The organism is Rouxiella sp. T17 (assembly GCF_036663475.1).
Classification (GTDB): domain Bacteria; phylum Pseudomonadota; class Gammaproteobacteria; order Enterobacterales; family Enterobacteriaceae; genus Rouxiella.
The window spans coordinates 299,598-311,668 of the sequence record NZ_JAWUEA010000041.1 but is presented as its reverse complement, the minus strand read 5'-3'; the positions used below and the strand labels follow the sequence as shown (position 1 = coordinate 311,668).

10 protein-coding genes are annotated in these 12,071 nt (G+C 49.3%); 7 read left to right on the top strand and 3 right to left on the bottom strand.

The window, feature by feature from the left end; genetic code table 11:
* Positions 1-1,160 precede the first annotated feature (1,160 nt).
* From SC206_RS20640 to SC206_RS20625, 4 genes are all read left to right on the top strand, one after another.
* A complete protein-coding gene (locus SC206_RS20640; protein WP_332740341.1) occupies positions 1,161-2,081 on the top strand; it encodes a L,D-transpeptidase family protein in 921 nt (306 codons plus the stop codon).
* A 234-nt stretch (positions 2,082-2,315) separates the two neighbouring features.
* Positions 2,316-3,464: a pyridoxal phosphate-dependent aminotransferase gene (locus SC206_RS20635; RefSeq protein ID WP_332740339.1), complete on the top strand. Its 1,149-nt coding sequence runs from the start codon at positions 2,316-2,318 to the stop codon at positions 3,462-3,464.
* A 319-nt stretch (positions 3,465-3,783) separates the two neighbouring features.
* Positions 3,784-5,238, top strand: coding sequence for a sugar porter family MFS transporter (locus SC206_RS20630; protein ID WP_332740337.1), 1,455 nt, complete (start codon positions 3,784-3,786; stop codon positions 5,236-5,238).
* A gap of 169 nt (positions 5,239-5,407) precedes the next feature.
* Positions 5,408-5,725, top strand: a complete 318-nt coding sequence (locus SC206_RS20625) for a helix-turn-helix domain-containing protein (protein ID WP_332740335.1) — start codon at positions 5,408-5,410, stop codon at positions 5,723-5,725.
* Between the two features lie 113 nt (positions 5,726-5,838).
* Here SC206_RS20625 and SC206_RS20620 read toward each other — a convergent pair whose 3' ends face one another.
* Together SC206_RS20620 and SC206_RS20615 are read right to left on the bottom strand one after the other, a co-directional pair.
* Complete coding sequence (locus SC206_RS20620) at positions 5,839-6,474, bottom strand: TetR/AcrR family transcriptional regulator (RefSeq protein ID WP_332740333.1); 636 nt, start codon at positions 6,472-6,474, stop codon at positions 5,839-5,841.
* 124 nt (positions 6,475-6,598) lie between these two features.
* Positions 6,599-6,988 carry a tautomerase family protein gene (locus SC206_RS20615; RefSeq protein ID WP_332740331.1) on the bottom strand — a complete coding sequence of 130 codons (390 nt, stop codon included), beginning with the start codon at positions 6,986-6,988 and terminating at the stop codon, positions 6,599-6,601.
* Positions 6,989-7,099: 111 nt separating this feature from the next.
* Here SC206_RS20615 and SC206_RS20610 point away from each other — a divergent pair, with 111 nt between their 5' ends.
* Both SC206_RS20610 and SC206_RS20605 read left to right on the top strand, forming a co-directional pair.
* Positions 7,100-8,023 (top strand): LysR family transcriptional regulator, encoded by a 924-nt coding sequence (locus tag SC206_RS20610; protein WP_332740329.1) that lies wholly within the window; start codon positions 7,100-7,102, stop codon positions 8,021-8,023.
* A gap of 205 nt (positions 8,024-8,228) precedes the next feature.
* Positions 8,229-8,684 (top strand): SDR family NAD(P)-dependent oxidoreductase, encoded by a 456-nt coding sequence (locus SC206_RS20605; protein ID WP_332740327.1) that lies wholly within the window; start codon positions 8,229-8,231, stop codon positions 8,682-8,684.
* 163 nt (positions 8,685-8,847) lie between these two features.
* Here SC206_RS20605 and SC206_RS20600 read toward each other — a convergent pair whose 3' ends face one another.
* Positions 8,848-10,158 (bottom strand): NtaA/DmoA family FMN-dependent monooxygenase, encoded by a 1,311-nt coding sequence (locus tag SC206_RS20600; protein WP_332740324.1) that lies wholly within the window; start codon positions 10,156-10,158, stop codon positions 8,848-8,850.
* A gap of 259 nt (positions 10,159-10,417) precedes the next feature.
* Here SC206_RS20600 and SC206_RS20595 point away from each other — a divergent pair, with 259 nt between their 5' ends.
* Entirely contained in the window at positions 10,418-12,055 is a 1,638-nt protein-coding gene (locus tag SC206_RS20595) for a TIGR04028 family ABC transporter substrate-binding protein (protein ID WP_332740322.1), read from the top strand.
* The last annotated feature ends 16 nt before the right edge of the window (positions 12,056-12,071 follow it).

Sequence of the window (12,071 nt, the reverse complement as noted above, 5' to 3'; positions counted from 1 at the left end):
AGCCGCAGTGAGACTGGATGCTTCATAATGGTAACCCTTCAGATTCTGGAAGTGTCCAGGATCTGGGGTTCAGTGCAGTCGCTCGCCCCTTTGGAATCCCCAGCTTTTTTTCCACAGCTGTAACTTGAGGATGAGAAAGGGAGATCTTTCCAGCGACCACCGCGCGTGGCGTAGGTCGCGCGGCTTCGCCATCCCTTCATTACGGATTTGAGCCAAAAACGTCTCAAATCACTCCACTCAGCGCCGCCCTGATCCCGCCAATCACAGCAATTAATATAAAGGCGGAAACTCTTGGGCGGTCAAGAGCCGATTGTTCAAACACTTAAATTTTTTGTCTTCACGGGGCAACATTAATTTCCGCATCACTATTGATCTGATTTTTATCTAATACTCAACTGAGTTTTTCATGATTTTTTCTTATGTTGCTGATTATTAGAACGAAACTTGAGGATTATTAAAACGAAGCTTGAGGAATCGGCCTTTGACCGCCCAAGAGTTACCGTTTTTTCTTTTGAAGCAATTATTGGCGGGATCAGGGCGGCGCGGAACGGAGGTGAAGAAGACGTTTTTGGCTTCTGAACGAAGTGACGGGAGCGCGAAGCGCCGCGACCTACGCCACACTTCGGAGTCACTGGAAAGATCTCCCTTTTTAATCCTCAAGTTACAGCTGTGGAAAAAAAGCGCGGGATTCTTAAGGGTGTTCGCTTAGGAACATCCTTGAGGCGGTCTGCGCCGCCGCGCAGTAAGCGAAGCGCATGCAGTTTAATTTAAAGACCGCAATGGCTCGGTCAAGCCCAGCACCGCGCAGTAAGCGAAGCGCATGCACTTGAAGTTGAAGTTGAAGTTGAAGTTGAAGTTGAAGCTGAATTTAAAGATTAAAGGGTCAAAATCCATTGACCAAGCAGATTTTGAACTTAAAAAGTTGCCTTTAGATTTCAAATCTAAAAACTAAAAGTCTCACTTTTGTTTAATTTTTGAGAAAGTTTTCGTTTAAGGAAATAATTCTTTATAATTACCCCTCCTGATAGGTGATTAGTTACACATCTTGATTCACCTTCAAGCGATTGTGAACATACAATATAAGCGTCATCCCGGAAGAATCCTCCCGGGCAAAATCCCATAAACTAGTGCCTGTATGGCAAGAGTAACATTAAAAAAATATGAAAATGAGCATTCGCGCGATCTTAACATTGGTGTTGGCTGTTGCTGCTTATAGCCAGGCTGCTTTCGCCGTCGTCTATCCGCTGCCAGCGAAAAATGGTCGTCTGATCGGTGAAAATATCACCGTCGTCGTACCACAAGACAACAAACTGCCGCTGGAGCATTTTGCTGCACAGTATCAGATGGGTCTGTCCAATATGCTGGAAGCCAACCCGGGCGTTGACACTTATCTACCCACCTCCGGCACCGTGCTGACTATTCCGCACCAGCTGATTCTGCCCGATACACCACACGAAGGTCTGGTAATCAACAGCGCCGAAATGCGCGTTTATTACTATCCAAAAGGCACCAATACCGTCGTTGTGCTGCCAATCGGTATCGGCGAACTGGGCAAAGATACCCCGCTTAACTGGGTGACTTCCGTTCAGCGCAAAAAAGCGGGTCCGACCTGGACGCCAACCAAAAAAATGCACGAAGAGTACGCCGCGCAGGGTCAATGGCTGCCAGCGACTTTCCCGGCAGGTCCTGATAATCCAATGGGTCTGTACGCACTTTACGTGGGCCGCCTATATGCCGTTCACGGCACCAATGCCAACTTTGGTATCGGCCTGCGTGTAAGCCACGGCTGTGTGCGTCTGCGTGATGCCGACATTAAATGGCTGTACGAAAATGTGCCGGTCGGCACCCGCGTACAGTTTATTAATGAGCCAGTGAAAACTACCGTTGAGCCGAACGGCGCACGTTATGTCGAAGTGCATAACCCGCTGTCTGCCAACCAGGAAGAGTTTGATTCCCAGCAGCCGCTGCCAATCACTCTGGCGGGTGGCAATGCGACGCTGATGGCTGACCCAAGCGTCAATCAACAGGTTCTCGACAAGGCGATCGCCCTGCGTTCAGGCATGCCGACTCAGGTTAACTAAGCCTATTGTTGTCAAATCAAGCCCTCTCGGCAATGCTGCGAGGGCTTTTTTTTGCTCGTGCCTCAACGCCAAGTGCTCAATGGCAGTATTTTTCAATTCCAAAATTCGAGTTAATCCCTGCCCTCGCTTTAGCCTCGTTAATCGTTATTCTCGACTCGTCTTTACTTATTTTTTAATCTTCAGTACAAATGGGGCATCCTTTTCCCTTCGACAGCGCCACTTTTAGGAGATTGTATGCCGCAGCTTTCTGCCAACGCATTGGCTATTCCTGCTTCAGGTATTCGCCGCATTTATGAGTTGGCCTCAGAACTTGACGATGTTATTCAGCTGAGTATTGGTGAACCCGAGCGCCCCGTTGCCACACATATTTTGCAGGCCGGTGCCGATGCGTGGCTGGCCGATGTCACTAATTACACGCCTAACAGCGGCATGGCGCTGCTGCGCTCCGCCATTTCTACCAAGCTCGAACGCGATAATGGCTATCGGGTGGATGACGACCAGATCCACGTGACCTCCGGCGGCTCGCAGGCGTTGCATATGGCGATGTCGCTGACGCTCACTGCCGGCGACGAAATTTTGATTCCCGATCCGGGTTATGCCACGTTTTCGATGATCCCTAAACTTCTCGGCGCGGTGCCGGTAGCCTATCATTTGAAAGCCGAAGACGAATTCCAGCCTTCACTCGAAAATCTGGAACAATCAGTGACTCCGCGCACCAAAGTGTTGCTGATTAACAGCCCGTCCAATCCGCTTGGTGTGGTGTACAGCGCAGAAAAGCTGGGTGAGTTGCTGGCCTTTGCAGCGAAACATGATTTGTGGGTTATCAGCGATGAAGTGTATGAGTATTTTACCTTTACTCATTCGTTTACCAGCGTGGCCGCTCTGGACCACGACGGGCGCGTATTTAGCGTCTACTCGGTTTCCAAAACTTATGGTTTGACCGGCGGCCGCGTAGGCTATCTGGTCACGCCGCCGGGTGTTGCCTCTACTTTTCGGGCAGCGCAGGAAGCCACGGTCAGCTGTGTGAACGCACCCGCGCAGCTTGCCGTCGTTGCCGCGCTCGAAGGTCCGCAGGATGCGTTGCACGAGGCTCGAGAACATTATGGAAATAACGTCGAAGCCGCCTGTGCCGTGCTCGACCAGCTTGGGCTGCATTATCAACGTCCGCAGGGCGCTTTCTATATATGGATTGACGTTTCGCACGCCAGCGGCGGCGACGTAGCGGCATGGGCCGAGCATTTCCTGCTGACCGAACGCGTGGCCGTCGCGCCCGGCGTTGCCTTTGGTCCGGCAGGCGAAGGCTGGATCCGCATCTGCGCCGCTGGTAAGACTAACCCCCTGTTAACCGCCGTTTCCCGCCTGCCATCTCCTAAAAATATTTAAATGTTGCCCTGCATTGCCTAAACGCTATGCAGGGTCTAAGATTTTCCCTTGTTGATCCAGATCACACTTTACCTTCTATACTAATTATATCTCGCTGTTTCTAAGGCGTTACTTCCTTGCAGTTTATGGAGGCGTGCTTTGGCAACAATGGCGTTCTGGCAATAATAGAAAGTTGGCAATAGCTGTACTTTTGAAACATCTGTACTTTTGAAACAAGTGTACTTATGAAACAACAGCACTTTTGAAACATGTGTACTTATGAAACAACAGCACTTTTGAACCAATTGTACTTTGGCAATAATTTAGGGAATGACAACTAATGGCAGATATTTCTACAGAAGCGGATTCCGAACAACAACCGCAGACACCCGATACGGTAAAGCAGCGCATTTTCCTTATCGTATTGGTAGCAACAATGGGCGCGCTGGCTTTCGGTTATGACACCGGAATAATTTCCGGCGCCCTGCCGTTTATGACGTTACCTATCACTCAAGGCGGTCTTGGGCTAACGCCAGTGACCGAAGGTCTGGTTTCCTCTTCACTGATTTTCGGTGCCGCTTTCGGTTCGTTCCTGAGTGGTTATTTCTCTGACCGCTTTGGTCGCCGCATCACCCTGCGCAGCCTCGCCGTGCTGTTTATCTTAGGTTCTCTAGGTACCGCCCTCGCGCCAAACGTACACATTATGGTGGCGATGCGTTTCCTGCTGGGGATTGCGGTAGGTGGCGGTTCTTCAACCGTGCCTGTGTTTATCGCCGAAATCGCAGGCCCAAAACGTCGCGCTCCTTTAGTGAGTCGCAACGAGTTGATGATCGTTTCCGGTCAGCTGTTCGCCTATGTGACGAGTACTCTGCTGAGCTATTTGCTGCACGATAATCACCTGTGGCGCTACATGCTGGCTATCGCGATGATCCCGGGTTTCCTGTTGTTTATCGGCACTTTCTTTGTTCCAGCCTCTCCTCATTGGCTGGTTGCTGAAGGTCGATTCAAAGAAGCCAAGAAGATCCTCAAACATCTGCGTGAGACGCCAAAAGAGGTGCGCAAAGAGCTGGCCGACATGAAACGTCAGCATGCAAAAGCGCACAAAGGGCCATCGGCGGGCGAATTGCTGCGTGAAAAATGGGTCTTGCGACTGCTGCTGTTAGGCTGTGGACTCGGCTTCGTGAGCCAGTTTACCGGCGTAAACGCCTTCATGTACTACACGCCGATCATCCTGAAAACCACCGGTCTTGGCACCAATGCCGCCATCGCCGCCACTATTAGTAACGGCGTCGTTTCAGTAATCGCCACGATATTTGGCCTGTGGGCCGTGAGTCGTTTTGGTCGTCGTCAGATGTTGATGACGGGCCTGGTGTTTGTAATTATCGCGCAGGTTTCGTTGGGGCTGGTATTATCTTTCCTTCCTCAGAACCTGACGCAAAGTTATTTAGCGCTGGCCTGCATTCTGGTATTCCTGTTCTTTATGCAGATGTTTATCGCTCCGATTTACTGGTTGCTGATGTCAGAGCTGTTCCCGCAGAAACTGCGTGGCGTGCTGACCGGCACGGCGGTGGCTTTCCAATGGATCTGTAACGCCGTCGTGGCTTTCGGTTTCCCAGCGATGTTGAGCGTAACCGGCAATAAAACCTTTTTCGTTTTCGCTATCATCAACGTCGGATCGCTACTGTTTGTGATGTTCATGCTGCCTGAAACACGCGGCAAAAGCCTCGAAGAGATCGAAAATCATATGCGTGAACGATATGGCGAGCTGAATACCGAAGAGGTGAAGCAAGGGTAATTATTAATCATTTTTAATGATTGATTTGCAGCTATACAACACTAATCCACGCTGTTAATTTATACCCAAATGGATATAATTAACGCGTGGTTTTTTTATGATATCTATCAATGTATTGCAATCTATTGAATGCTCAAGGTGGCAAAAAGCCATGCAAAAGGAGTAAAAAATGGATAATGAAATTGAAACGGGCAGCGGGAACGTTTACGCCGATTTAGGCTTTTCTGATGCTGAAGAAATGTTAATTAAAGCCGAACTCGCTCTCGCGATCACGACAATCATCAAGACACGCTCTCTGACCCAAGCCGAAGCTGCAAAGATTTTAGGTATTACTCAACCCAAACTTTCCAACTTGATGCGTGGACAATTTCGAGGAATTAGCGAAGCAAAAATGATGTCTTGTTTGACCCGACTTGGCCGAGATGTAGAAATTGTGGTGAGTAAACCACGACAGTCGCCTGGTTCTCTACGTGTCGTTTTAGCTTGATGATTCCCTCTTCTCTTATTATTGAGGAGAGGGAATGATACTTGATGTGTAATTCAATCAACTGTGTGTGTATAAAATTCTGCGTAAGCAGAAAACCTCTTAAATGCTTATTTCTATTCGTTATTACTCTCTGCTAAAGCCAATGCTCCGTATAAAAAAAGTTGAACCCCTCTGCTCACCATCTCTTTGACCTGTTCGGCCGTCCGTGGAACCGGTTCACGCTGCAAAAGCATCACATAGGCTTCCGCTTTCATTAGCGAGGTAAATTGAATGGCACGCAACATAGGATCAGCATGCTTTAATTCACCGGCTTTAATTGCGGTAGCCATCAGTTCTGCAAGTTTTTCGAGACTTTCTTGCGTACCTGCCGCGCGATAGAGCTCGCCAATACAAGAGTTCCCGGCTTCGGCCAACACGCAGCGGTAAATCTTTATCGCCCTGTGATCGGTAACCAATACGCCGAGCATTCGTTCGCCAAAACGTTGCAGTTTCTGCTCAAAAGGCATATCGCCCTGCGAATAGGTGGCTAACTCAAGCGCGGCAGCATTCAACAGCTGGGTGCTATAAGTCCGAACTACCATTTCGAAAAGCGCCTCTTTCGAAGAAAAATAGTTATACAGCGTGGCTTTCGAGCCGCCGACTCTCCTTGCGACTTCATTCATCGAGGTTCTTTCGTACCCCATTTCCTGAAACAGTTCTGTGGCGGTGTCGACTATTGCGTTTCTACGTTCAGTATTCAGTGTTCTCATCCAGGCTCCCATAACAGTCGGATGTCGTCGTTCTGAAAGTAAGAATTCAGAACCGACTAATATTAGCTCACTTAGCTGAATTTATTCAGAAATGTGAACACTAGGGAGCGCTTAACTGATTTTATTACAGTGTACCGGTCAAATATTGCGCTTCGCCAAAGCCAAAACTCCAATCGCCTTTGCTGTTGGTAACAAACGAAATAAACAGGTCTCGAACCTCAATGCCGCATTTTTCGGCAAACGCCTCGGCCAGTATTTTCATAAACAGCGTTTTCTGCTCTTCACTGCGCGGACTGGTAAATACTCTCACTACCACCAGCTTGTTAGAGCGTTCGAAACCCAGCCCCGTATCCTGAAACACCATAAAGTGAGCCGGATTTTCGTGAACAATCTGGTAACGATCGCGCTCTGGAACCTTAAACGCCGTCAGCACGGCTTCATGTGCGACATTAAGCAGAGTTTTAACTTCATCTGCGCTGCGGCCTTGAATTAAATCAAATTGTAGTAATGGCATGTGACTCCATAAAGTTTTAAAAGGATGTGTGGTCTGAGTACTTTGACATTTTATAAGGATAAGAAAAAGCGCTATAGTAGAAATCATTATTCACTATAGTGAACAATCAATATGAAAACGTTTAAGACAGATGCGCTTTGGCATCACCTTTATTGGCTGACCGTGTTAGCAGAACAAAAAAGCTTTACGCAGGCCGCTGACCGGCTAGAAGTCAGTAAATCGGCGTTTAGTCAGAAGATTAAGGAGCTCGAAACTTTAGCGGGTGTTGCGCTGGTTTCACGCACTACGCGCAGCGTCAGGTTAACCGCCGCCGGTGAAAAGCTGGTTTCGGAAATTACGCCTCACTTTGGCGAAATAGAGCGCAGTTTTTTCGGCATCCTAGATATGACCGGCTCGGTGCGTGGCCTGATTCGTATTACCGCGCCCGTCGCTTTTGCCCGCCAGCAGCTGTTACCTCATCTCAATGACTTTCTGAACAGTTATCCCGAGGTGCGTATCCAGCTGGAAGTTGAAGACAGAATTGTGCCGATGGTCAATGAGGGTTTCGATATTGCGATTCGTCACAGCGACAAGCTGCCGGAAACCAGCATCGCCCTGCCTCTTTGCGAAACGCGCGCTATGCTGGTGGCTTCTCATGACTATCTTTTACGGCACGGCGTTCCCCATGATCCGCAGGCGTTAGTCGATCACGATTGCCTTTATTATCCTCGTGGAACCGAATTGCCTCGCTGGAATTTTGAAAATATCGCCGAGCCCGATCAATTAATTTCGATAAATGTTAAAGGTCCTTTAGCGACCAATAATAGCGAATCAATTCGCGATGCGGCCTTAAGTGGTATGGGCATTGCCATGCTGCCTGATTTTAGCGCAGCCTTGGCTATTCAGCGGGGAGAATTAAAGGAGGTATTGTCCGATTGGCGTATTGTTGATGCCTTCGCCAGTAAAATCTGGATCTTGCGTCCTTACACTCGGCAAACGCCTCGCGCTGTAACGATATTCACTCAATGGCTACAGGCCCGTTTTACCCAAATTTAAGCAACGTAAGACCCTTTTTTCTTTTTCCCGAAAGTAATTGGAAAGTAATTGGAAAGTAATTTAAGAGTAATTAAATAGAAAACTTTACTATTAAACTGTACTGAACAGTACAGTTTTGTTACTTTATTACTATTACTCCCAATACCCTACGCTTCTTGGGCTGTCTTATAGACACCTGCATTTTTAGAATTTTTAGGAAAGTATCATGGAAACGCATTATCAATCGACCTCTCGTTTACCCGAGAGCGCACTGTCAATGAAAGAAGATGGTCAACGGTTAGAGGGTCAGGTCGCCTTGGTTAGCCATGGCGGGCGCGGAGTAGGAAGAGAACAGGCACTGCTGCTTGCCCAACGCGGAGCCTGCATTATTGTCGCCGATATTGATATCGACGAGGCAGAACAAACTGCCGAAGATATTCGACAGACAGGTGGCCGCGCCATCGCGGTGGCCGTTGATATTACCGATCCTTTACAGGCTGCCAAGCTCATTAAATATTCACCCGGCATCTTTGGCGGACTCGATATTCTGGTCAACAGCATTGGCGTTATTTACACATTAAACGAGATACAAGCCAGCGAAGAAGAAGACATTGAGTATTTGCTTACCCACAATATCAATGCAGCCATATCTGCCAGTCCGAGCCGTTATTCTGGTTGGTAATGAGGCGGCATTAATATGCAACTCAAAGCAATATTAAACCGTACTTAAACAAAGCTTAAATAAGTAAAAACTACAATAATAAGCAGACTATCAGCAGTGGCGTTTTCGTCACTGCTGATTTATTAAGTCTCAAAGACGTTCACTCTTCCAACATCGCGTATTATTAACCCACTAGCCTAGCTTTATTAATCGGCGCCAGCCCCAAATTGGTTCTAAAATCTCCGTCAATATAATCCTCATCAATTAGCTGCCGTTTACGTAATTCAGGAAGCAATCCGTTAAGCAGTAAATCTTCCTGATCGGGCTGACCCAGGCCGTGCAGAGAAATAACATCCAGTACGCCAGCTTTGAAACGTTCTTCAATGGCATCGGCGAGCGTTTCTGGCGTGCCGGCGACGTACCAATGCCCCGTTTCCTGCGCCTGAATAATCAGCTCGCGTAGCGTTAATCCCTGTAAGGCGAAGCGTTTAAAAATATCCGCTCTGCCGCGACGACGATTAATCAGCCCAACTTCCGGCAGGAATTTCGGTGGAATCGGCTGGTCCAGTGCAAAATCGCGCAGATCAATCTCGCCGCCCAGCATGTCGGCCACTTTTAATCGTCCCTGCTGATAATCGATACGCTCATGTTTTTCCCGTAGTCTGCGTGAAACGTCGGTGGCGCTTTCGCCAATCACGGAATGAAACGAGTTCATAATTAACGGCTTGTTGTCATGACGACCGTAAGCGTTGGCGTGTTGATGCACCCGCTCGACGAAATTAATCGCGTCATTAAGGGTCGGCTGCGAGGTATAAATCACCTCAGCGTATTTGGCACCCAGGATCAGCCCATCATCGGACTGCCCTGCCTGAAACTGTACCGGCCGCTGTTGTGGAGGTGGCGGTATGTTAAGCGGGCCTTTAACCTGAAAGAAATCGCCGTGATGGTCGATAGCGTGCAGTTTACGGGGATCAATACTGACTGACCCGCTGGCGGCGCGGCGCACGGCGGCGGGATCGTTGGCATCGAACAGCGCGTTGATGACTTCTATGAATTCGGTCGCTCTGGCGTAGCGCGTGGCGGGGTCTGGCAGCGTAATGTCGCCGAAATTCTCTTCGCCCACTGACGAAGTCACCGCGTTCCAGCCTGCACGGCCACCGCTCACGTGATCCAGCGTGCCTATTAGCCGCGCAAGATTATAAGGATGATGATAGGTAGTCGAGACCGTGGCTATCAGGCCGATTTGCGAGGTGACCTGACTCAGTGCGGCGAGCGCGACAATAGGGTCCTGACTGCCCGTAGAACCGGCCAGCCCGTCGGGATCGGCCTGCAATAAATCGGCGGTAAACAGGCCGGTAATCCGCTCTTTTTCAGCTATTTTTGCCAACGCAGCGGCGCGCTGGATACCGGTCTGCGGCTGCGAATCGTTGGATGCATAAATTACGCTCCCTGCTCCTACCAGCGTTTTTAACCGCCTGCGAGTTTGGTTGCTCAAACTGAACTCCTTTTTTGCACACGAAAGTAGTGTTCAAAATAGAGCGCCACGATTTTTAAGCTACGAAGAAAAAAGCATTTTGTTTCTACAAAAAATAATAAGTCCCGCTTTCACTTCATTGCGCATTTATTACTATTTCATTGACCATTTATAGCTATGAATAGCTAAATTCGTTATTTCATCTTCCTTTTGATTTGGTTTGTTATGAGCTTATGCGGGCCACAGCGCGCCTCAAATCAAAAAAATAAAGGAATCAACCATGTACACATCTCGCCGAATTAACGCGGTGACCTTAGGGCTGACATTAGCTCTTTCAGTAGCCAGCGTTTCAGCTTTCGCAGCAGGGGAATCCGCGGTAAAAGGCGGCACGCTTATCTATCTTGAACAGCAGGCCCACACTAATTTATACCCACCGGCTGGCGGCTTTTATCCAAACGGCGGGATCTTGAACCAGATCACCGACAAATTAACCTACCAGAATCCGCAGACGCTGGAGGTTGAGCCGTGGATAGCCGAATCCTGGACCACCAACGCCGACAAAACCGAATACACCTTCAAGCTGCGCCCGAACGTGACGTTCTCCGACGGCACGCCGCTCGATGCCAACGCCGTAGCCAAAAATTTCGACACCTACGGTTTGGGTAATAAAGAGCATCATCTGCCGATTTCCGAGGTCATAAACAACTATGACCACAGCGAAGTGGTTGATCCCCTGACCGTTAAGTTTTACTTCAAAAAGCCGTCGCCGGGCTTCTTGCAGGGCACTGCGACGATTGGCTCGGGTCTGGTTTCTCTCAGCACGTTGGCCCGTAATTTTGATGCTCTCGGCGACGCGCGCCACATCATTGGTTCAGGTCCTTTCGTAGTGAGCAGCGAAACGCTGGGCCGCGAGGTCGATTTGACGGCCCGTAAAGACTACAACTGGGGCCCTAAAAATCTTAAACAGCAGGGACGCGCTAATTTAGACGCGATTAAAGTCATCGTGACCGGCGAAGACAGCGTGCGTATTGGCGCGCTGCTGGCAGGTCAGGCCGATTTCATTCGTCAGGTTCAAGCCTACGATGAAAAGCAGGCCGAAGAGAAAAAATTCCCAATCTATGCGCCCTCAACCCGTGGCGTGAACGACGGCATCTCCTTCCGTCCTGAAAATCCGTTAGTTGCCGACCTCAAGGTTCGTCAGGCGCTGCTTCATGCCGTTGACACCAAACAGGTGGTCAGCACGCTGTTTTCGCCGAACTATCCGCAGGCAACGTCCGTTATTGCGGCTTCGGCGGCGGGCTACGTCAACCTTGGCGACAAGCTAAAATATGACCCGACACTGTCGAAAAAATTGCTCGACGAGGCCGGTTGGAAGCCCGGCCCTAACGGCATTCGCCAGAAAGATGGCAAAACGCTGGCGCTGACTATCTATGAATCTCTGCCTCAGCCGCAGAATAAAGAAGTGTTGCAACTGGTGGCGCAGCAGTGGCAGCAGGTTGGCGTCAAGCTGACGATTCTAGCCGGTGACGCAGGCAGTAAAGTCGCAGATAGCTTCGATCCGTTTAAAACGCCGGTGAACGTGGTTGAAGTTGGCCGCGCCGATCCTGACGTAATCAAAAGTGAATTCTACCCAACTAATCGCGATGCCTTACTGCAAGTCGGCGGCTTGAGCAGCAAAACCAAGACCTTCAAAGATGACAAGCTCAATGCGCTGCTTATCGATATTTCCGCCGAGGTTGATCCGCAAAAACGTCTGAAATTAGCGGGTGATGCACAAAACTACCTGCTCGATCAGGCTTACGTTATTCCGATTTTTGAGGAGCCGCAGGTCTTTGCCGGTGCGCCTTATCTGCACGACGTCACTTTTGAGGCCGTGGGTCGTCCGAGCTTCTACAGCGCCTGGCTTGATAAGCATTAAGCCTCTTAGACAAATC